Genomic DNA, 23374 nt, shown 5'->3' on the forward strand with positions numbered 1-23374 from the left:
CAGTAATAGCAACGAAACTAAACGATGCGGTGATTTATCACATCCAATAGCCATATCACCACCATATGGCAAATTTGCTACCTGAAGGTATTGTTCTATCACGGCTTCTTGAATAATGTTGAACAGCAAAAATTTACTTTTCATATTGAGCTGATGGTGCCTGAAAAAATCAGGAACAGAGCACACTTCAGTATCATTTAAATTCAACACATCACGATTTTTTCATGAACCACCAGGCGACAAACTTGTGTTGTCTGCACGATGTCTGGTGATACCACCACTGTTGACCTGAGAAACCTTTGAATATAAAGCGATCCAGCCTTCCGAAAACCCGCTTGTTGCAAAGCCCTATAGAAGGCTGACCCTCCCCCAATGGAAAAAATTGCTATGCCTCTGCCAGACAGCATTAACAGTGTCTCCGCAACCGCTGTTATTGAAACCAGAGAAATTGCAAAATTTCTAGTAAGAGTCCACAGAGAATTCGTACTGAACAACTTAAATCTTTCAATTAATTTCGTTCTGGGAATGTGATACTACGTCACTCTAATTAATATATCAATGTATATTCAAACAACACGCATATAAAAATACTATTTTTATTTTTAAACATATGACATTTAAAAATAAATTATTATTAAATATCCATAGAAAATATATGGAAAAAAACTAAAATAAAAACAATTCAATATTTAATCAGTCATAAAATATCATGTTAGAACCACCTATCCAACCATCTGTCTATCATTATTCACCAAAAAAAATACCAACACCAGAAAAAACAAACCCTCATCACTTTCATGATCCAGTCAAACAGATCCATGAATATGATCCATCCCCCCATACATTACAAGCTCCTTTGCGAAGAAGTTGCAAATCAGTCTCATATGACAAACAGGTTTATATTGAAAGAAACCACAATACTCACAAAACAGTTCAATTCGAACGAATGGGAAATGAAATTTATGATCTATACCGAACCATTGATGTTTTAATACTAAGAACGACAGGAGAAGAATATAATCAGACTATGGAAAATGCTTTATTAAGAATAAAGTCCATATACGATCACAGCAGAGACTTAAAAGACAAACTGGAAAAAGATTACCAAGAATATGAAAGAAAATGTTCTACCCACTCAGAAAAATTTTCGGGAATAAATTTACAGAGTTCAAGAACAGAACTTAACCGACAGCTATTGAGTGATTTCAGCAGAGTCATGATGATTAGGGATCAATTAATAGCTGACCTTTCAAAATTAGACAAAAGTCACGTTCATATTAATGAACGTCCCTTGAAATTTAGAGAGTTACTTGCTGAGCTGTATCATAATTTTGAAAATCTATATAAAGAAGATTTACATTGGCCCGAAGCGCCCAAGCTTCAAATACAAGACAAGCCATCAACAACATCGCCTCCAACAACCGTCCCTTTACATAATGAGAGTGAACAGCAAAGAAACATTCCTGAAGCAGCCAAAAGCTCAGAAGCAATTCCAGAGGAGGTGCTGATAAAAACTCAACCACCTCAAAAATTCAAACCAGATGCCCAAGAATCATCTGGTGTAACAACTACCCGAACAACTGATATTTACTCGACCAAAAGTCCTAATAAACTCAGTCAACCCGGTTCAATAAAAGAAGCTCCGACATTCAGCATGGTTTCACAACAAGCGAAAATCGATGATTCTAAAACCTTAGATGACGATCAAACAGACAGCTTCTTGCCAAGTTTTCAGACACAGCCAACAACTCCAGAGAACAGCTATCCACCCTTTACCAGTATGCCATCATTTACTAAAGGTTGGGATGCAAGAGAAAGCACCACTCTTGCAAACCCTCAAATGCAAAGACCTGAAGAAAATAATGAAGGCACTCACCCCCAACTTAGTCAAGAACATATTGAACCGAATGTACAAACCACCCACTCTCTTCCAGCCACTGAAAGCGTTGAACATAATCGACACACAACAGTTCAATATTCTGGAAGGGCTCGACAAATAACACCAGCTCCCTTCTCGGAAGCGGCTGAAACAGTTACAGCAACGGTTGGAGCAACACTCAGTTCAGCCACCGACAGTATGATATTTAAAGAGATTCTCGATCAATGCATACAAGACTTACCCATGTTTCAGGTAAGAAAAGGAATGGTTGCTTATCTTGAAATGAACCCTTCTACTGAAGATATTGACCAGCTATTACCAATTATTAATGAATCGCTTGCATTTTACCGGGCCATCATTTTTATAGAGTTAGTTGATATTTTTTCAGATCGTCTTAGTAATAAGGACCCTGTCAGTGCAGGTCTGTTCAAGGGTGAAAATCAACGACTAAAGAAAGCCCTGTCCAGTGCACATAAAGACCTTCAAAATGAACATAAAAGGTCCAAAAGAAACCTGTTTGAAAGTATAGACAGTGAGTTAACTAAAACATTTGACCGAATAACAAATCTTAATCACAGCAATGGGCTTAAACTTTTTTTCAAAGGATATAACACAAGAAAACAGCAGATTCTTGATGAAGTCAGAAATTCTGGCTCTCAACCTTCTGTAAGAGAACTATTACTGCCGACACCTGCAAAGCTGAAAGAAACTAACAGTAAAATGAATCAATCCATGGAATCCGAAGATTATGAGTCTGCAGGCCGGCAGTGCTTCGAAGCTAACTTTATGTATAGTGAACTCCATCCAAAGCTTGCCCCAAAGACATCATTTCAAGAGTTCTCATCAGAAGATGGTTATCTGGCAAAATTCAAAGAAATTGAAATAGACTTAAAACAGTCTGGAAAAGTTGAAAGCATTGCTCTCAATCGTTTCTTACAGTTCGAAATGCTTTTAACCAACCCATTCTTTATACATCAAGTTATCCAAAAAGTTGATCCCGGGCTTTGTATGGCTTATACCTATACAGCAGCCGCTGGAGGAACTGATACAACCTTCTTAAGCAATCTTGTTGAGTCTCTATATACCAGCCGCTCCCCTACAGCAACGCTTGTAGTTAAAGCATTGGCTTCTCTACAGGAAATACAAACCATTGCAATAGTTGATCAACTTTCAAAAGGCAAGCCTTTAACGGAAACTACTCCCTACCTCTATCGCACAAAGCTATCTCGACTTGGATTCAAGCTGAACAGTTTTTCTTTACAAGAGTTAATAAAAGATTTCTGGAGCATTAAGTCAAGTTTGGATGCACAAGGTGAAATGATAGCAGTTGAAGACATAGGCCCTCATTTGATAAAAAAATTAAAAGAAAAAATAAAAGAAAACCCGGAAAAGGAATCTGTAAGCTACAGCGAGATAGTAAAGCCTCACAGTAAGCATGTTTGTCGCATGTCAGCAATGAAGCTTCCGGATGGTACATTCAGTATCGTTTATGAAGATACTGCTATGGAAGCTCTCACTGTATCATCAACATCAATCAGTAGATTATCCAGAAAATTTGATCGATATTTATATCCATTATTTCATGAGTCGATGCTCCGCTACCGCCAAAAATTCCAGCCTTCTATTCCAAGCTCTGAACCTCTAAAAATAGGCCATACCCCCATGGTTCAGAATATTCTTGAAAAAATTGCAGAGCTGCAAGTATTACCAGACTCCTGTCTGACCATTGGAGATATTGCAACAAAAGATCTTTTAGATTTGCAGAAAGTTGATCAACTAAAAACAGTTCAGCTCTTTACAGAGTTCACTGATTTTATGAAGAGAGATGATGTTAAGCAGTGTGTAAAACAGCCTATACCAGAAGGATTCAAACCTCGTCAGGAAATGGTACAAAAAGACTCTCATCTCATATTACAAGTCCGGGAAGTCATGGCTGCTGTTAATTATGCATTAGCTCATGGGCAGAAGGTTCCTGCTCAAATTACAGTATTAACTGACGACATTGTTGGTGCGATCAATACTGCCCTTGATATCAAAAAACAGAAAACACACGAAGATGCCAAAAAATTACGGGTTAGCAGCCAAGATGCCCATCCAGCCAAAATTGCCGGTATCTTGAAAAAACAACTGGTCCCGGTTAAGGCTCCCGAAGAGACTGCTGAAAACCCAGCGCAAGCCGCAAGCAGCACACCAAAATCAACGCCACTCCGTATTGCTGATGCTCTATCAATAATACTTGCTGAAGATGTTTCAAGTATTCTCAAATGGCTACCTGCTTACCTAAAAGGTGAAAAGGCTTTACCAGTCCCTGAAAGTCACTCGTTTCAAGCACTACAATCCTTGGATAAAGCACGCTTAAAGCAACTCGAGAATAAAGAAACAGAAAGATCTGATACTAAAAAACCGCTTCCTGCAGAGGACTCAAAAATTTCTGATGGAGCCGCAGCAGGAGGAGCCATTGCCAGTGCAGCTCTTGGAACTGGCGGAGCCGGACTGCTAACATTTCTATCCATTAGTAATTCTCCAAGCGCTGAGTTTAGCTTTTCTTCAAGCAGTTCATCTATCAACTCACCTGTATCCAATCAACAAATACAGCAAAGCATTGACCAAGCTACTGATGAATTATTAAGAGAAGCGCCTGATCCTCCACAAAACAACCCTAGTGAAAACTCACAACGGCAGTCAGTACGGTGTAAAAGATCTGCTGGAAACTGCCAACCACCCAACAGTTCAGGAGGGGGCGGTGGAGGAGCTGGAACTGCAGGGCTTGGCGGTGGAGGGGGAGGAGCTGGCTGGCTGGCAGCCTTTCTTGCAGGCCTGGGAGCAGCCGCAACTGGAGTAGTGACGGCAGCACTCACAAGCTTCTCTTCTGATTATGATGATCCACAAAAAACAACGCCGGCTCCTGCTCCAACGCCTGCTCCAACGCCTGCTCCAACGCCTGCTCCAACGCCTGCTCCAGCGCCTGCTCCAACTTCTTCGACAACACCACTTTCGACGACAACACCACTTTCGACGACAACGACCACACCAACGACAGCAAAAAACTCTACCCAACAACAGGTAACCACTCAAACTTTCAAACAAACAACAACAGATACCATCACTTCGAATTTAGATATTGATACAACAAGTGCTACTACTGAATTAGAAACTACGGTTCAAAGCGATAGCTCCTCAACTCCCTATGCTACTTCCTCAACCGAAAATCAGGACAAAACTGAATTAACACCTCTGCCAGTTATGTATACCTCCGGTGATGAAGGCGTCTCCAACGTTACCTCTCATGCAAGCACATCAGACGAAACTCTGTTCAATACTGAAACCACAGGCAGTTCCTTATATGAGAGTAGTGAAAGCCCCTCACCTCTCACTACTTTCTTCAATGCTAGGTCAAGTGCTATACATGGCACAGGCACCACACTGGAAGCTGCTGATGTCATTGATACCAGCATGAATCCATCAACAGAACTCGGTACTAATACCTCAATAACAACAGCGACCTCTGAAGATCTGCCAACTTCCAACCCAATACCGCTACACGAGTCCACACCTGAACCACATAAACACCGACATCACCATGGTGATACATCCGGAGAAGAAATCCGTCATTCAGAAGTCGAACCAACGAATCACAAAGTACGCCACCATCATAATAAAGAGGGTCATAGAAATAGCTCAACAACGGCTAACACAGAAATGCCTTCTTTTAATGAGGCAACAAACCATCAGACTGATTCAATCCATGAGAATAAGAAAAGTTATCGACACAGGCATGGCCATGGGCTGGGCGATAAAGTCAGACATCAGGTTCATGCACCTGAAACAACACGTCAGCATGAACGGGAAAACATTGCCTCCCCCCCTACCAAGCCTGCCCCCCATATTACTGTACCTTTGTATGATCAGGCGTTCGTTACAACAGAGGATATATCTAAAACGACAACCACTTTTCTTGATCGTGACGCCAGGGCAGAACAGCCAACAGCAACATCCTCAGCCAACAGTCCACATCAAGGTATCATTTCCCAGACCAGTCGGCTTTTGGCGTCCATTGGTGTTTCCAGTCTTTTATCAACCAACTGGTCAGAAGGTATACAGCACCTTTGGCCATTCAAGCCCAGCACTACCAAACCTGCAGCACCTGCTCCCTCCGCCGGTAGCTATCAGCGTCCCGGAGATACAAAAAGTGACCAAATAGCATCAGTGAACATTCAAAGCCCAGATATCAACGGACTTGCTCAACTTGCTCTTCTTGGAATTCATACTTTAAACCAAAAAACGATGGCCGCGAATGCGACTGGACTCGACATCCCCCCCTCCCAATGGCACCTTGAAAGCTTGGATAAAATGCCTCACCTTCGCTTTCCAACAATGGCATTTCTCCAAAATTCTTATGCTGTCATGCCAGAGCTACAAAGAGCCATCACTCAGCTGATGGCTAATCTTAATGGAGAAATGGCAGTATCCGCTTGCTGGAATACAGAAGACCTTCTTAATCTAGCCATTCTGAAAAATGCACAAACCGCCCCCGGAACAGATATGCCCCCCAATATAGCCGGAGACTTTCTGCTTGAAATACTGCATTCACCTGTTCTAAGTCCTCAGCATACGCAGCTTCAGGATATATTCGGAATGGACGGTAAAGGTAAGGTCATGATTAAAGATAGAAATGGTTTATTTCATAAAATACAGAGCCAGTTAAGCAGCCTTCTGTTCAATCAGGTTTCTTCCGATTTTGAGCCCCAAAGTAAGCTTCATCTGGAAATGCTTCGGTGCATGATACGAACCACGGCAAGACAGTACCTGCCTAAACAGCAACAGAAACCCGCCATTGTCGATCAAGTCACCCAACTGATGGCCAGACACTCGTCAGTTCATAAACTCACTTCACAACAAATAGCTGAAGAACTGAACCTTCAGACTTCAAAACTGGAAACACCCTCTTATACATCGTGCCATGGAAAAGCAAAACGTATAGTCACTGAATTAAGGGCAGGTAACTATCTCAAAGCGAGAGAGCATTTTTTCTTACTGAACAGTAAACAGCAACTGGAGGCTATTGATCAACTCTCCGCCTTACCCGATGTACTGCTGCTGGATCGATCAAGCCTGTTATTTAAAGAGGTAAAACAAAAACTAAATACAAGTAGTAGTGAAGAGTCCCAGCATCTGGCATGGCAACTACTGACCTACCAATTTGTCACCAAAATTCAAGCTTGCCAACAGGTTAATGATTTTGCTCATGTAGCACACAATGTTGATCGATCAAATGTAACCACTGGAAGTGATGAAAGCCAGCAGCTGACAATATTGATTCAAGAAGCTATGCCCAAACAGGCAACGGTGTATGAGAGGACAGTGTATAGACCAAAAAGCACAAGACGCCCTTCTCCTTACGACTTACCCCTACCACCTCCCTATCTCTCACGTTTATACAATCCCAAAATTGCAAAGCAAATGCTGGAAGAGTATCAGGTAATCAAGAGCAGAGTACAAGAATGGTACCCTTCATGTTTTGAAGAACTAATCTCCGACCGAGCCCTTAAAGAGGAAGTCATCAACAATATAGCGCTATCTTGTTTTGACGTTATGAAATACAAACCTGGAAACTGCGAGCATAGAGATCGCGTAATAACTGAACAGATGAGGCAAACAAGGAAAGAGCATAGAAAAAGGATCACATAAGAGAAACTTAAAGCAGGCTCCCCTTTAAATATTTTCTTATATTTCATAGAACAGCAGAAGTACTGAGATGTCAAAACGCCAAGCTTTAACAAGATAGGGGAAATGTAACCTTCATATGGAGCTCGGCTTCATTGGTAACCGAGCCTCAGTAATAGAACAGACACATCAAGTAATTGCTTTTAGTCTCAGCTCTTTGGGCATGGTAAAGACGATATTTTCGGCTTTGCCATCCAGTTCCTCTGGTAATTCTGCGCCAAGTTCTTTCAAGCGTGTGATAACTCCCTGAACCAGAATATCCGGTGCCGAGGCACCTGCGGTGATACCAATGGCAGTTTTGTCCACCAGCCATCCCGGTTTGACATCTTCGGCATTATCCACCAGATAAGCTTCAGCTCCCGTCCTCTCGGCCAGCTCTCTCAGACGATTGGAGTTTGAGCTGTTTACTGAGCCAACCACCAGCACCAGGTCACATTGTCCTGCCAGAATCTTTACCGCATCCTGCCGGTTCTGCGTGGCGTAACAGATATCGTCTTTTCGTGGTCCCTGAATTTCAGGGAACTTGAGACGCAAGGCTTCAATCACCTTGGCCGTATCATCCATGGAGAGTGTTGTCTGGGTGACATAAGCAAGCCTGAAGGGATCTGATACCTCAAGAGCACGAACATCGTTTTCGTTCTCCACCAGGTACATAGCTCCACCGTTTCGCGAGTCGTACTGCCCCATGGTGCCTTCCACTTCAGGGTGCCCATGGTGACCAATCAGTACGCACTCCATGCCATCCCGGGAGTAACGAACCACTTCCATATGAACCTTTTTAACCAGTGGGCAAGAGGCATCAAATACTTTCAGGCCCCGTCGCTCTGCCTCATCTTCTACGGCTTTGGAGACACCATGAGCGCTGAAGATGACGATGACATCGTCAGGAACCTGATTGAGCTCGTCTACAAATACGGCTCCCCGCTCCTTCAGGTTTTCCACCACAAATTTGTTGTGTACCACCTCATGGCGGACATAAATGGGCGGGCCAAAAACATCAAGTGCTCGGTTGACGATCTCAATGGCACGGTCCACACCTGCACAGAAGCCCCGGGGGTTTGCCAGTTTGATTTTCATAGGGGAATCACCAACCTTTTCTACCACTACTTTTTATAGCTCTGGGCTATTAGTTATAGCTCAGGGTGTCTGTACATCCAGAATCTGTACCTCAAAAATCAGGTGTCGACCTGACAGAGGATGATTGAAGTCAACTTCAACCGCTTCATCATCAAAAGCCCGGACCACGCCGGGAAGCTCACTGTTGGCTGCATCAGAAAAGGACATCACCAGCCCTTCTTCCAATTCAACCCCACTGGCAAAACTCCCCCTGGGAATACGCTGCACATTATTAGGATTAGGCATTCCAAATGCTTTTTCCGGGGGAATCCGGGAAGCCCTGTCTTCACCAGCACTCAAGCCGAGCAACGTTTCTTCAAAGCCTTCCGGAAGGTTACCATCACCGATAATCAGAGATGCCGGTTTTTCCGGTGGCGTACTGTCAACCAGACTCCCATCATCCAGTTTCAGGGAAAAATGCAGAGTGACTTTGCTGCCCTTCTCAATGACTGCTGACACCGTGACTCGCTCCTGCTCTTTTATTTATCGTTACTGCTACCTTCATACGAAGGGTTACTCCGGAACATATCCAGAATCAACATGGCAGCGCCCACAGTAATGGCCGTATCCGCCAGGTTGAACGCAGGAAAATACCAGTTTTTGTAGTAAAACAACAGAAAGTCAGTGACATGCCCGTTCAGCAGACGATCAATCAGGTTTCCAAGAGCACCGCCAAGTATCAATGACAGAGAACAAGCCTGCCAGTTTTCACCTGAACGAAGTTGCTTTAGCCATCCAACCAGCATGATGCTGACAATAATAGCTACACCACTGAGAAACCAGCGCTGCCAACCGGAAGCATCACCTAGAAAACTGAACGCAGCGCCAGTGTTGTAAGCCAGAGTCAGGGAGAAGAACGGCAATACCTGAACTTGCTGATACAGTGAGAAATCCTGGATCACCCACCACTTTACCAGTTGATCAATGCCGAAGATGAATGCACTGAGCCAGAGCCAGTGAAGCTTTCCTGATTTTTTACTCTGCATGGCCAGTTCCTGCTTTAAAAAATCCATATCATTAGGTTCTGTTGACATAAAGCTTTCAGGCTCAGCTCAAGCCAGAGCGCTCAGGGCAATACCCACAAGGGGCACCAGGACACATGAACGCAGGAATTATGTCTTTCAAGTTCTTGCAACACAGGTATGCGTGCTCTGGCTTGAGCCCACAGGGTGGTTTGTAAAGTAGCTTTGCAGCTTAAACGAACCACTGACTGCGACAACATAAATGCCAACAGAACCTGAGTGAGTCTTTTTAATATTAAGTGTCATTAACAGCCAAGGGATAGTGTGAATTACCGAAATCAATCAAAATTTAACCAGTTACAACACCCAAAGAGTCAATTCGTTGTAAAGTCACACAATAAAATAGACTATCGTACAAAAAAATACCCGGTGTTTGCCGGGTATTTACTATGCCTATTATAAATATCAGGCAAATTGACGCTGCTCTCCACTGCCTTCTACATTTTCTACACACCGACCGCAAAGATCAGGGTATGCTTCAATGGTTCCGACATCTTCACGACGGTGCCAGCAACGATCGCATTTCTTGTGGTCAGACTTTTCGACCAGCACTTTCAGACCAGCCAAATCGGTAGCAGCCGCATCACCTGAATCCGCCAAAGGCCTTACCGTTGCTGCTGAGGTAATCAATACAAAGCGCAGCTCATCCCCCAGTCGATCAAGCTTCTCAGCCAGAGCTTCGTCCGCGAAAAGAGTAACCTCCGCTTCCAGAGAACCGCCGATAGCACCCAAGGCACGAGCATCTTCCAAGGCCTTGTTGACCGCAGTTTTCACCTCCAGAATGGAGTTCCAGTACTCACGACCAAGTTCGTCACCTTCCAGGCTACTTAACCCTTCATACCAAGTCTCCAGGAAGACTGACTCACCGCGCTTACCTGGAATCGCTCCCCAGATTTCTTCCGAGGTGAAGCTGATGATGGGTGCCATCCAGCGGGCAAAGGCTTCAATGATATGATACATCGCGGTCTGACAGCTGCGGCGTGCCAGGCTGTCCTGCTGTGTGGTGTACTGCCGATCTTTGATGATATCCAGATAGAAACCACCCAGATCCAATGAGCAGAAGTTATGAACTTTCTGATACACAGACAGGAAGTTATAGCTGTTATAAGCTTCAACCACTTCGTTCTGTAATTTCAGGGTACAATCAACCGCCCACTTATCCAGTGACAGCATATCCTCCCAGGCAACAGCATCCGTTTCCGGATTGAAACCAGTCAGGTTGGAAAGCAGGAAGCGCGCTGTATTTCGGATACGACGATAACTGTCTGCGGTCCGCTTCAAAATATCATCAGACACCGTCATTTCAGAGGTGTAGTCGGTGGCAGAAACCCAGAGACGCAGAATATCAGCACCCAGAGACTTGAAGACCTTCTGAGGTGCAATTACATTACCCAGCGACTTGGACATTTTCCGGCCGTTAGCATCTACCGTAAAGCCATGAGTCAGCAGCCCTTTATACGGAGGGACTCCATTCATGGCAATACTGGTTTTCAGCGAAGACTGGAACCAGCCACGGTGTTGGTCTGAACCTTCAAGATAAAGATCTGCCGGGAATTGCAGTTCTTCACGACGCTCAATAACCGAATAATGAGTGACACCGGAATCAAACCAGACATCCAGGGTGTCAGTTACTTTGACGTACTGTTCGGCATCTTCAGCAGAGAGCATGTCAGCAGGTTCCAGATCGAACCAGGCATCCATCCCTTCCTGTTCAACTTTAAGCGCAACTTTTTCAATCAGCGCCTGAGTATCTGGATGAAGTTCTTCCGTCTCTTTATGGATAAACAGAGCAATAGGCACACCCCAGGTACGCTGACGGGAGATACACCAGTCCGGGCTCTGGCCCAGCATGGACTCCATCCGGTTACGCCCCCAATCTGGCGTAAAGTCCACGCCCTTCAGTGAGTCCATTGCCGTATCCAGCAGACGCTCTTTGGTCATGCTGACAAACCACTGAGGCGTCGCACGGAAAATCAGTGGTGTTTTGGTACGCCAGCAATGTGGGTAGCTGTGAGTCAGCTTCTCTTGAGCCAGCAAACGGTCATTTTCAATCAGGACTTCAACAACTTTCGGGTCAACCTTGTAAACATGCTCACCGGCAAACAGTTCCACATTAGCGCGGTAGTAACCACTGTCGTCCAGATAGTTCAGTGTACCAATGCCGTATTGACGACCTACATTAAAGTCGTCAACGCCGTGGTCAGGCGCCGTGTGAACGTTACCGGTACCCGCATCAACGGTAACGTGATCCCCCAGGATCAGCGGCAACTCACGGTTATAAAATGGGTGGGCAACCTTTTTATTTTCAAAGGCAGCACCTTTGGCACGGGCGATGATGGCGTAGTCTTCAATGCCATAGCGCTGCATGGCGCTTTCCACCAGAGCTTCAGCCAGAATCAAACGAGCAGGAGCACCATTGATCTGACACTGAACCAGCGCATAATCCAGATCTCCACCCATGCTGACCGCCTGAGAAGATGGCAGCGTCCATGGAGTTGTCGTCCAGATAACGACAGCTACCTCACCTTCTCCTTCTGCACTCTCGAAAGTAAAAGCACCTAACAGATCTGCTTCATCAATCGCTGCATAGCGCACGTCGATCTGGGTAGAGGTTTTATCCTGATACTCAACTTCCGCTTCAGCAAGAGCAGAACCACCCACAACACTCCAGTAAACCGGCTTATAGCCCTTTACCAGATGGCCATTCTCAGCGATTTTCCCCAAGGCACGAATGATGTCAGCCTCAGTTTGAAAATCCATGGTCAGGTATGGCTTATCCCAGTCACCAAAGATACCCATACGCTTGAAATCTTCACGCTGACCATCAACCTGTTTCGCCGCATATTCACGGCACTTTTTACGGAAAGTTTTAAAGTCTACCTTATCTCCAGCCTTGCCAAGCATGCCTTCTACTTTGTGCTCAATAGGCAAACCGTGGCAGTCCCAGCCCGGAACGTAAGGTGCGTCAAAGCCACTCAACGTTTTGGACTTAATAATAATATCTTTGAGAACTTTGTTAACCGCGTGACCGATATGGATGTCACCATTGGCATAGGGAGGGCCATCGTGAAGGATAAATTTTTCCCGTCCCTGGCTGATCTTGCGAATTTCTTCGTAGAGATCCATGTCATACCAGCGCTTGAGCATTTGTGGCTCACGCTGGGCCAGATTGCCGCGCATCGGAAAATCGGTCTGCGGCAAATTCAATGTATGCTTGTAGTCGGACTTTTCAGAAGACATAAGTTGTTTACCGGAATCTCTACGAACTAATCACTACGGCGATTCATTAATAAAAAGCTTGCGGGCTACTTCGATATCATTAGCAATCGCAGCCCGCAAGGCTTCAAGCGATTCAAATTTCTGTTCATCCCTGATTTTCTCAACAAACTCTACCCGCAAGGTCCGATCATACAGATCTCCCTTGAAATCGAGCATATGTACTTCAAGCAGAGGTTTTACTCCGGATACGGATGGCCTTATGCCCAAATTGGCAACCGCATTAAAACGATGACCATCGACCAGTGTACGAACAGCAAACACGCCCTGCAAAGGCAGACGCCGACGACACACCCTGATGTTCGCCGTGGGAAAACCAAGTGTTCTGCCCAACTGTTGCCCCTTCACCACTCTTCCAATCATGGTAAATGGCCTGCCAAGCATATGTTCAGCTTCTGCGAACTCATTTTCAGCCAGGGCATTACGAATACGGGTACTGCTGATACGCCCCTGCTGCATTAATACGGTCTGGGTATCACAGATTTCAAACCCATATCGCTCTCCCATCATTTCCAGGTGAGAGAAATCTCCTTTGCGGTCACAGCCATAGCGGAAGTCATCGCCCACAATTAGATAGCGAATATCCAGACCTTCCACCAATGCACGCAACACAAAATCATCGGCACTGAGACTGCGAAGCCGGTCATTGAAAGGCAGACAGAGCACCTGATCAACATGATTTTCCGCCAGCAATTCCAGTTTTTCCCGAAGACTGGATAATCTTGGCGGAGCAGCATCGCCCTGAAAATACTCTCTGGGCTGGGGCTCAAAGGTGATGACACAAACCTTGGCATTCAGCTCAAAAGCCTGTTGTTTCAGGGCCTCAAGAATGGTCCTGTGGCCCACATGCACACCATCAAAATTACCGATGGTGGCCACGCATCTCTGATGTTCTGGCCTGATATTGTGCAACCCGCGGATCAACTGCATGGAGAGGCTCAGACTCCCTTACTTCCTGTATTCAACCGGTGTTTACCAGAGCCCGCCCTTTCTGACGAAGCTGGCTTAACGACGAAGCGGAGCAGTATACCCCAGCAGGTTCCATGGGTCACTGAGTTGATATTCTTTAACTTGCGTAACCTGACAGTCTGAATAACTGATCAACTTTTCAAAAACTACAAATCAACGAACCCAATCACTAAAGCAAAGAAGTGTACGTTCTAAATGAAAAAACCCCCTTAATCCCCGACTGCTCTGGAGAAATATCTATACTCTGCCAACAAAAAGTAAAAAACATACAGTAATTACAGGTTATGGATTGAGAGAATGTATTCTTTTCCAAGTTACCAAACAGCAGTTAATAATGCTTCCAACTTCCAAACGAGCACCTCACTGACTACACCCCATATCTTCACCGGTCAGGCTATAAGTCAATTCTCCCAGTACAATACATCAAACACACCATTAGGCTCATATCAAATCAGGGATTCAGCGCCAACCAAACAATATATTCCATCTTCAAATGTACTTCTGCCGCAGGTATTAAATCATCAATCATCTGGCATCCCCCGCCAAGTTCAACCACTCCCATTACCCTACCTACTACCACCCGTGCCACATCCCCCGTCTTACTTTCACACTGGTATACACCCCCCCCACACATACATACCTGGTTCTCTACCAATACCAGCCGCTACTACAACGCCTGAACAGGGCATTCAAGCACCTATAGCTTTACCATACCTTCGAGAGCCACCTCCAAGCTACCCCGTTTCTACCATTACCAACCACGCTAATTTGGTACAGACTTATAGGGCGACAGATTACTCAGCGATGAGCATACGTTACATACAATGCCAAGCTATGCTGCCTTCGACTCATGAACCAGCCCCCCAACAGACCACTACCCAAAAAGCACAACCACTGAATGCTGATGCTAAAGAGTTTATCCCAAAGAGCCTGTGTCTCTTAGATCAAATACATCCCTCCTCCACCTCTTCCACACCGGCCACAATAAAAAAAGACAAAGAAGAAAAAAGCCCAGAAACCACTGCTTATAAAACGCAGGAAAACCATCAGTCTAAGCACCACTCTGGCGCTGAAATACCCCGATTGATAAAAGTACAAGATACAACGAAACAATTATTTCCAGCAGAAACAATCCACAGCAACCGTGTAGTGTCCTCCGGCCTAGAACAAGAAGTCTGTTTGTTGGATACATCCACGGACACCCCATATACCGTTCAACAATCACCCTCAGAAACAAAAGCCCCTCCCACAGAGACGTCTCAAGAAAGTGAAGAAGGGCAAAAGTCTGGCACTATTCGTAGAGAAACCATGACAATAGTTACAACTGAACAGCAACCTCTTCCAGAACTACCTGAAGCAATACAAGAACAAGATCAACCTCAGGTAAAGACAGCCCGGAGTATTTGTATAACGAGTCCTACAGAAGGTATTCCCCCCACAAACTCAGTGAATAAAAAAGAGACTGACATAGGAAAAAAAGTATCAGAAACTACTATTCAGGAAATAACGCCTGAAATACTGATACCTCCCCCAGCCAAATTGAAAGGTAGATTAGACCAGCAAATAGCTCTTTTATATTGCCGTGGAATAAGACTCCCCCATTATGATGAGACAGGCCTTGCTGCCAATCTGGCTTTGCTAGCCGATTTAGGCACGCCTGAAAGCTGCTTCACTAGAAAAGACACAACACAGATTAAAGAGAGAAGCACTACAGTAGAAAAACTATCAGAACACATCAAAGACCATCCGGACTTTAAAAAAATAGTGACTGATCTAAAAAGGTTTTTCCAAACAATGGGAGACTTTGGAATGGTAGCTCAGGCATTTGCACAAACACCATCGGCAGAGAGCCTAATCAATCAAACCATGGTTCTTCAGTTTCCCTTTACTAATCCACACGAACTTTCTGCATCATTAGGCCCTTTTCTCCCTCCTATACATTTTTTATTCTGTGCGACAGAAAGTATTTTAATTGATCTTCAATCTCAAAGCTCAAGAATCAAAAAACCTGTAAAGCTAAGCAACCTGAATGTTATAAGACACTTGACAAACATAATCAAAATTCTTGAGTTCACCTTCCAAAGTAAACTGCAGCAACTCACTGAAGCCTTAAAATCCACTGAAAATAATGACAGTTATCATAAAGACATTTTACTGCATGTAAAATTTATTGTTCAGCTAGTACTTACAGGTACACATTGCTATGGAAGCAGTGCCTCCGACCGGGAAACACAAGCAATGATTGATATGCTGGATTTATTTATCTCTCATGCTCATCTCGCAGAGCAAAAAAAAGATGAGTTTCCAGACTTATTTTTTAAGTTTGTTGAGCTCATCGTAGCCTTAATACAAGAAAAAAAGATTACTGACATATTAGCTGGACTAGAAACAATTCATGAAGAAAAAGCAAAAAAAACTCATGATGTATATTTGAAACCATTCCATATACGCCACCTTAATACTCAAAGACTTTTATTGTCTGCAATACAAATGGCACAGAGAAAAGCTTCGCGACCTGCTTTGGTATCTTCAATTCTTCTAGCTTGCTCAAGGAGTAATCTATTTAGCCCTAGAAACACTGCCATCTTTGATCAGCCTTATATAAATGAATACACAGAGACTCTTCTCCACCTGACAACTAGGCTTATTCATTTACTTCAGGAGGGACCTCTGCTCCCCTTCTCATCACATAGAGCATTAGCTAAGGCAGTAAAGGATAAATGGCTTCCAAGCCTGAGCTGCAATATCCCAAAACTAATGGGAAGAAAAATTCCAGATAAACATAACCCACAGGAAATTTTAGCTGGAGAGTGGACTTTGACTGCGCCATTTCCAGCCAATCAAAACAAAGAGCTCTTAGATACTCTTATAATGCGGCTAAGAGAGTTAGCCAAAGAGTCTGAAAAAGCCAATGCCGCATTTGCAAACGAAAAGCAGAACCATGATAGAATCAAAGCAGAGGTTAAGGAGCTACTCGATAGCTGGGAAGCTGACTCAACGATCACAGGAGCCCCTCTCGATACTGCGCGCAGAACTGCAGAAAACGACGACCTGCGAACAAACACCTCCCCCCCAGAGCTTTCTTTAAAACAAACAAAAGGACCTACCGACAACTCCAGCCAAAACACTTCACTTTCAGTTGAAACTGATCAAGTCAAACAGCCCTCAGATAATGTAACCGAAAGAGCACCTGAATCCAGAGATACGCACCCCAGTAGTCCAACTGACATCGCAAATAAGCATCCATTGCATCAGTTAGAATCAAGCCCCCAAAAGCATCAAAAACAGGCACTTTCCACTGACTCACCCAGAAAGTTTCTACCTCATCAGACCTGCGGAGAAAAAATCAATGAGAAGCAACGCCTGAAAGACTTATGTTTACAGGCGGCAAGTAATCTTCCCTTTCCCGAAATGTCAAAAGAGCTAGAATCCATAGACCCCTTAGCAACAAGACACCCCATCCTAAGATTCTGGCAATGTGCCGATATCGCTACGCGTTTATTAGAAGTAAACAAAGAAGGCCTTGCTCAGCTACATGTAAAAATATGCACTATAAACAGTCTATACAACCTTACACTCCTGACCCTGCAGCACTTACCACAGAATCCCCCCATGAGAAATGCTGCTTTACTCTGGCTCGATACTTATTTTCCCAACCAGGAACTTTCTGAAAGCCCGCTTCTACTCTTAAGCCAGGGTATAGAAGATAGCGTCATAAAAAAAAGCACTCTTTGCATTAGCAATATATTGCAATTACTACAACATGCTCTATGGAATGGCCAATACTTATTTAATGCGGCTCAAAAGCTGGGACATACCCAATCACAGCTTGCTTCCCACTTTTGCGTGAGCTCCATTGATGACCTCAGACAGAGATTCGAACATATCATTGCTGCTCTAGGTATGCTTACAGCCTTCGAAGCAACACTCACCCAGCCAATTTTCGTGTGTGAGTTGTTTACAGCAAGGGAGCACATTTTAGACAGCCTTGGACTAGGCCCAAGAGATCATAGGAACATAATTTCAAAGCCACCAAGCCAGATAAAAAAAGACTTTCGTAATGCAATTGCCATTATCAATGCCAACAAACATTTCTTTGAAGCTCATAATGCAAGTCACGGAGCAACTTTATCGATTGACAGTCATCAATTAAGAGTTCAGCTAACTTCTTTCAGTGAACAGTTTTTAACAAAAAAATCAATCTCTAGAAGCGCTTCCTGAAACAAATTAATGCGAATCAGGAAGCGAAAGTAGAAAGCCATTAATGCCTGAAGTGCTTTGGCCTGACACCACTAACTAGCAGCACAATGATATAAACCAGTATCCCGGACAGCACCAACAGGCCTGTCTGGGATACCCGCTCCCATAGTGACCAGACCAGCCACTTCTCGATATCTGCAGCCAGCCAGAACAGGGTTGCTGCCATAGCCAGATTGGCAACCAGCAGCCGGGCAAAATAGACCAACCAACCATTCGCGGGCCGATAAACATCAGACTGCTTTAAACCACGATAAAGCAAACCGGCATTCAGAAAAGCTGACAGGGTCGTAGCCAAGGCCAGCCCCGCATGTTGAAGCGGGAATACCAGAATCAGGTTAAAGATCATATTGGCCACCATCGCCTTAATGGCAATTTTTACTGGTGTTTTGGTATCCTGTCGAGCGAAATAACCAGGAGCCAACACCTTGATCAGCATAAAAGCGATGATACCGAGAGAATATGCTTTCAAGCTCATGGCAGCCATCAGAACATCCCGGTCCGTCATTTCACCATAATCAAACAGTGTCGCAATCAGTGGGCCTGCAAGAATAAATAGAGCTACTGCTGCAGGAACCCCAATCAGCAATACCAGCCGGATTGCCCAATCCAGTGTTCTTGAGAAGTGTCTGCTATCGGCTTCAGCATGCCGGGTTGAAAGGCTTGGCAGGATCACTGTTGCAATGGCAATACCAAAAACGCCAAGTGGAAGCTCGGACAAACGATCCGAGTAATAAAGCCAGGAAACGCTACCCGTTTGCAGAAACGATGCCAGCACAGTATCCAATAACAGATTGATTTGACTGACCGATACACCAAACAGTGCAGGTATCATCAGTTTCATAATCCGCCGGGTTCCTTCGTGTTGAGGCCCCCACTTGGGAGCAGGCAGCAAACGAATCTGCAAAAGAAAGGGAACCTGCAACAGCAGTTGAGAAATACCTGCAATTGCCACTCCCCAGGCTAATGCCATCACTGGCTCAGCAAACCATGGAGTGAGCAGAAGGGTAGAACCAATCAAACTGAGATTAAGCAGTACCGGAGTAAATGCCGGAACTGCAAAACGCCCATAGGTGTTAAGAATGGAACCCGCCAATGCGGTTAAGGAAATCAGCAGCAGGTAGGGAAATGTAATACGCAACATTTCACCAGCAAGGGCCAGCTTTTCCGGTTCACTGATAAAGCCTGGTGCAAACAGCCTGATTAACAGTGGTGCAGATAAAACACCCAGAACAGTCACAAGCACCAGTGTGCCCGCCAAAGTTCCACTGACTCGGCTAACCAACTCCCGGACATCTCCAAAACTCCGCTGAGTGCGATATTCCGATAATACGGGCACAAAAGCCTGGGAAAATGCGCCCTCGGCAAAAAGGCGGCGAAGAAAGTTCGGTATCTTAAAAGCCACAAAAAAGGCATCAGCCGAAGCCGTAGAGCCAAAATAGCCAGCAACCACCACATCTCTGGCCAGACCAAGCACTCGAGAAAGCATGGTCATAATTCCCACCACCAGGCTTGACCTCAGCAACCCGGACTTTTTCTGCTTGGGCTGATTAGATGGTGGACTGTTTTCGGAGTCGATCATTTCAAGACTTAATTAAAAAGTATAAGAATAAACAGATCATCATATCCAACGTAATAGCGGTTTGCCCACGATATTTCTTAAACTGTATACAAACAAGCTCTGAGAAACGCCTTGCACAGACTTATAAAAAACGCCCCAATCCGGCAGATTCAAAGCTCCACAGGCAGTATGTCGTATTGACAAGCACCCGCTAAATCGGCATAGTTCCGCGACTAAATAGCCTTGAGCTAAATGAAAGTGGGATATGGGCTGACAATGTCTTACCCGGGATATTGGCAGTAACTGCGGCAAACAACCTATTCCATGCAGGGTGCCCCTAAGCCGCCCTGAGACAACCCCAAACAAATTGATTTTCCAGGAGCACCGAAATGGCTAACTCTCCTTCTGCACGTAAGCGCGCCCGTCAGGCTGAAGACCGTCGTCAGCATAACGCCAGCCTGCGTTCTATGGTTCGTACTTCTATCAAGAAAGTAATCAAAGCAATCGACGGCAAAGACGTTGAAGCTGCTCAGGCTGCATTAACTGCAGCTGTGCCTGTCATCGACCGTATGGCTGACAAGGGCATTATCCACAAGAACAAGGCTGCTCGTCATAAGAGCCGCCTGAACGCTCAGGTTAAGGCTCTGGCTACTGCCTAAGTCTCCCTGATACTGACAGCCATTCTGTACTGTCAGGACATAAAAAAACCGGCAATGGCCGGTTTTTTTATGTCTCGCTATTAAGAAGCAAACACCATGTTATCCCGGTGCAGCAACTCAGGCTCACGCTGATAACCTAACAGCACCTTAATCTGATGACTGGGCTTGCCAATAATACGCTCAGCTTCGCTGGCACCGTAATTGATCAGCCCACGAGCTACTTCATTACCATTTTCATCCAGACAGGTAACCATCTCACCACGCTGGAAGCTTCCTCTCAACGCTTTTACCCCCACCGGCAACAGGCTCTTACCCTGTTCCTTCAGTACACGAACAGCACCTGCATCCAGCACCAGCTCTCCCGCTGTCTTCAGATGCCCTTGCAACCACTGCTTACGGGCTGCCATCGGCTCCTGATCCGGAAGTAACAAAGTACCCAGCTCTTCACCCTCGAAAATACGGGTAATCACATCATCCGCGCGACCACCAACAATAATGGTCGCCGCACCGGATGCTGCCGCCTGTCGGGAGGCACGCAACTTGGTTTGCATCCCTCCTCTGCCAAGTCGGCCACTACCACCGCCCGCCATGGAATCCAGAGATTCATCACGTGCACGCACCTCATGAATCAGCTTGGCATCAGGATTCGTTCTTGGATCTGCAGTAAACAGACCATCCTGATCCGTCAGAATCACCAGAACATCCGCTTCAACCTGATTGGCAACCAGCGCCGCAAGCGTATCGTTATCACCAAAGCGAAGTTCATCAGTAACAACGGTATCATTCTCATTAATGACCGGTACCACCCCCATTTCCAGCAGGGTTTTCAGTGTGCTTCGGGCATTCAGGTAACGCCTGCGGTTACTATGATCATCATGGGTCAACAGCACCTGCGCTGGCTGAATCCCATACTTCTGAAAACCCATCTCCCAGGCCTGAACCAGACGAGCCTGACCGACAGCAGCAGCGGCCTGCAACTGATGAAGCGCCGTTGGCCGCTCCATCCAACCCAGTTTCTCCATTCCTGCTGCTACAGCACCAGAGGAGACAAGCACGACTTCGACACCTTGATCATGCAACTGGCACATCTGGGTTACCCAGCCATCCATTCGCTCAAGATCAAGTCCCTGCCCCTCATTGGTCAAAAGCGCACTGCCAATTTTGATTACCCAGCGCCGAGCTGTCCGTAACCGGTTGCGCTCACTCATACGTAGAACACCTCGACATCATGATCGTCATCATCGTCGTCATCATCATTATCCGCCGCTTTCTTAGCAGCACGGCGAGCACGACGCTCTTCTGCCAGCTCCCGCATGCGCAGGCGAGCCTCAGACTCCATTTTACTCAGCTGCTCTTCTTCCTGCTTAGCCAGCGCTTCATCTTCTTTTTGTTCCAGGGCACGCTCTTCAATAAAGTTCATAATATTCTGGCAAAGAATATCCGTACCCAGCCCAGAAATAGCGGAAGTCTGATAAACAGGCCCAGTCCAGTTCAGCTCTTTGATAACGTGCTGACAGACAGCTTCACGCTGATCTTCAGGCAGCAGATCCACTTTATTCAGCACCAACCAGCGATCACGGGCAGCCAGAGTTTCACTGAACTGTTCCAACTCATGAATAATTGCCTTGGCGGACTCAGCCGGATCGGTATCATCGTAAGGCGCCACGTCCACAAGGTGAAGCAAGATACGACAACGGGCCAAATGCTTGAGGAAGCGAATACCGAGGCCCGCGCCCTCTGCAGCGCCTTCAATCAAACCAGGGATATCAGCAATCACAAACCCACGATGACGATCCACCGCTACCACTCCAAGATTTGGAACGAGTGTAGTAAATGGATAATCAGCAACTTTAGGCCGTGCCTGGGAAACCGCACGAATAAACGTGGATTTACCCGCATTGGGCATGCCCAACAGCCCGACATCAGCAATTACTTTAAGCTCCAGGCGCAAATCTCTGCGCTCTCCCTCGGAGCCCGGGCTGGTCTGTCTGGGAGCACGATTCACACTGGATTTATAGCGGGTATTGCCCAAACCATGAAAGCCACCCTGGGCTACCTTGATGCGCTGCCCTACATGTGTCAGATCACCAACAACCTCTTCTGTATCGTTATCAACAACCGTAGTACCAACCGGCACTTTCAGTTCAACATCTGCACCTTTAGCTCCGGTGCAATTCCGTCCACGCCCAGGCCCACCATTCTGCGCCTGGTAGTGCTTTTGATAGCGGTAATCCACCAGGGTGTTCAGATCGTTATCAGCAATAACATAGACGCTGCCGCCGTCACCACCATCACCGCCGTCAGGACCACCCTTTTCAATAAACTTTTCACGCCGAAAGCTCAGGCAGCCATTACCGCCTTTGCCAGCCTGAACCGCGATTGTCGCTTCATCTACAAACTTCATTGCCTAACTCTCCTGCAACAACAATTGCAGCGATACCAGCCATCTGCAATGCCTGCAGATAAACTCTGAGCTACCTATGGACAACCATGAGTGGCGTTCCAATAAATAAGCAAAACCTATCTGGAGGCACTGTCTGGTATAACAGAACCTAATACACAAAAGCCCCGCGATAGCGGGGCTTTCAGGGGAGCCGTCAGCAATCATCAGATAACCACTGACGACCCAAACGCCATTATGCAGCGGCTACGCTGACATACTTGCGCTTCTTTGGACCTTTCACTTCAAACACGACTTTGCCGTCGGCTTTAGCGAACAGAGTGTGATCCTTACCGATACCTACGTTAGCACCAGCGTGGAACTTGGTACCACGCTGACGAACGATGATGGCACCCGCCTGGATAGCCTGACCGCCAAAGATTTTGACACCAAGGCGTTTACTTTCTGAGTCGCGACCGTTACGGGTACTACCGCCAGCTTTTTTGTGAGCCATCTTGCTCTCCTTTTATC

Annotated in this window: 12 protein-coding genes; 3 read left to right on the forward strand and 9 right to left on the reverse strand. The window is 45.7% G+C overall.

Going from position 1 to position 23374, the window contains the following annotated elements; genetic code table 11:
• The first annotated feature begins 709 nt into the window (after window positions 1-709).
• Window positions 710-7567: a hypothetical protein gene (locus tag GV64_RS24880; protein ID WP_152554131.1), complete on the forward strand. Its 6858-nt coding sequence runs from the start codon at window positions 710-712 to the stop codon at window positions 7565-7567.
• Between the two features lie 165 nt (window positions 7568-7732).
• On the opposite strand, the gene ispH is transcribed toward GV64_RS24880, so the two are convergent.
• From ispH to ribF, 5 genes are all read right to left on the reverse strand, one after another.
• Complete coding sequence (gene ispH / locus GV64_RS19910; RefSeq protein ID WP_026258120.1) at window positions 7733-8680, reverse strand: 4-hydroxy-3-methylbut-2-enyl diphosphate reductase; 948 nt, start codon at window positions 8678-8680, stop codon at window positions 7733-7735.
• A gap of 60 nt (window positions 8681-8740) precedes the next feature.
• Window positions 8741-9178: an FKBP-type peptidyl-prolyl cis-trans isomerase gene (gene fkpB / locus GV64_RS19915; protein WP_020581545.1), complete on the reverse strand. Its 438-nt coding sequence runs from the start codon at window positions 9176-9178 to the stop codon at window positions 8741-8743.
• A gap of 20 nt (window positions 9179-9198) precedes the next feature.
• Entirely contained in the window at window positions 9199-9753 is a 555-nt protein-coding gene (gene lspA / locus GV64_RS19920) for a signal peptidase II (protein ID WP_082210310.1), read from the reverse strand.
• Window positions 9754-10146: 393 nt separating this feature from the next.
• Window positions 10147-12981 (reverse strand): isoleucine--tRNA ligase, encoded by a 2835-nt coding sequence (gene ileS / locus GV64_RS19925; RefSeq protein WP_020581547.1) that lies wholly within the window; start codon window positions 12979-12981, stop codon window positions 10147-10149.
• Window positions 12982-13014: 33 nt separating this feature from the next.
• Complete coding sequence (gene ribF, locus GV64_RS19930) at window positions 13015-13947, reverse strand: bifunctional riboflavin kinase/FAD synthetase (RefSeq protein WP_020581548.1); 933 nt, start codon at window positions 13945-13947, stop codon at window positions 13015-13017.
• 843 nt (window positions 13948-14790) lie between these two features.
• Here ribF and GV64_RS19940 point away from each other — a divergent pair.
• Window positions 14791-18207 carry a hypothetical protein gene (locus tag GV64_RS19940; RefSeq protein WP_020581550.1) on the forward strand — a complete coding sequence of 1139 codons (3417 nt, stop codon included), beginning with the start codon at window positions 14791-14793 and terminating at the stop codon, window positions 18205-18207.
• Between the two features lie 40 nt (window positions 18208-18247).
• On the opposite strand, the gene murJ is transcribed toward GV64_RS19940, so the two are convergent.
• Window positions 18248-19825 (reverse strand): murein biosynthesis integral membrane protein MurJ, encoded by a 1578-nt coding sequence (gene murJ, locus GV64_RS19945; protein ID WP_020581551.1) that lies wholly within the window; start codon window positions 19823-19825, stop codon window positions 18248-18250.
• Window positions 19826-20193: 368 nt separating this feature from the next.
• On the opposite strand from murJ, the gene rpsT reads away from it, so the two are divergent.
• Window positions 20194-20463: a 30S ribosomal protein S20 gene (gene rpsT, locus GV64_RS19950; protein ID WP_020581552.1), complete on the forward strand. Its 270-nt coding sequence runs from the start codon at window positions 20194-20196 to the stop codon at window positions 20461-20463.
• A gap of 80 nt (window positions 20464-20543) precedes the next feature.
• Here rpsT and proB read toward each other — a convergent pair whose 3' ends face one another.
• The 3 genes from proB to rpmA form a co-directional block, all read right to left on the reverse strand.
• On the reverse strand, window positions 20544-21671 hold the full coding sequence (proB, locus tag GV64_RS19955; protein ID WP_020581553.1) for a glutamate 5-kinase: 1128 nt from the start codon (window positions 21669-21671) through the stop codon (window positions 20544-20546).
• Window positions 21668-22867, reverse strand: coding sequence for an Obg family GTPase CgtA (gene cgtA / locus GV64_RS19960; RefSeq protein WP_020581554.1), 1200 nt, complete (start codon window positions 22865-22867; stop codon window positions 21668-21670). The genes proB and cgtA overlap by 4 nt, the downstream gene beginning before the upstream one ends.
• A 232-nt stretch (window positions 22868-23099) precedes the next feature.
• On the reverse strand, window positions 23100-23357 hold the full coding sequence (gene rpmA, locus GV64_RS19965; RefSeq protein WP_020581555.1) for a 50S ribosomal protein L27: 258 nt from the start codon (window positions 23355-23357) through the stop codon (window positions 23100-23102).
• Between the last annotated feature and the right edge of the window lie 17 nt (window positions 23358-23374).

This window comes from Endozoicomonas elysicola, from assembly GCF_000710775.1.
GTDB lineage: Bacteria > Pseudomonadota > Gammaproteobacteria > Pseudomonadales > Endozoicomonadaceae > Endozoicomonas > Endozoicomonas elysicola.

What these genes read in the sequence shown, in the direction of transcription:
- GV64_RS24880 (WP_152554131.1), top strand. Translation starts at nt 710, where the DNA reads ATGTTAGAACCACCTATCCAACCATCTGTCTATCATTATTCACCAAAA.
- ispH (WP_026258120.1), bottom strand. Translation starts at nt 8,680, where the DNA reads ATGAAAATCAAACTGGCAAACCCCCGGGGCTTCTGTGCAGGTGTGGAC.
- lspA (WP_082210310.1), bottom strand. Translation starts at nt 9,753, where the DNA reads ATGTCAACAGAACCTAATGATATGGATTTTTTAAAGCAGGAACTGGCC.
- ileS (WP_020581547.1), bottom strand. Translation starts at nt 12,981, where the DNA reads ATGTCTTCTGAAAAGTCCGACTACAAGCATACATTGAATTTGCCGCAG.
- ribF (WP_020581548.1), bottom strand. Translation starts at nt 13,947, where the DNA reads ATGCAGTTGATCCGCGGGTTGCACAATATCAGGCCAGAACATCAGAGA.
- GV64_RS19940 (WP_020581550.1), top strand. Translation starts at nt 14,791, where the DNA reads ATGAGCATACGTTACATACAATGCCAAGCTATGCTGCCTTCGACTCAT.
- murJ (WP_020581551.1), bottom strand. Translation starts at nt 19,825, where the DNA reads ATGATCGACTCCGAAAACAGTCCACCATCTAATCAGCCCAAGCAGAAA.
- rpsT (WP_020581552.1), top strand. Translation starts at nt 20,194, where the DNA reads ATGGCTAACTCTCCTTCTGCACGTAAGCGCGCCCGTCAGGCTGAAGAC.
- proB (WP_020581553.1), bottom strand. Translation starts at nt 21,671, where the DNA reads ATGAGTGAGCGCAACCGGTTACGGACAGCTCGGCGCTGGGTAATCAAA.
- cgtA (WP_020581554.1), bottom strand. Translation starts at nt 22,867, where the DNA reads ATGAAGTTTGTAGATGAAGCGACAATCGCGGTTCAGGCTGGCAAAGGC.
- rpmA (WP_020581555.1), bottom strand. Translation starts at nt 23,357, where the DNA reads ATGGCTCACAAAAAAGCTGGCGGTAGTACCCGTAACGGTCGCGACTCA.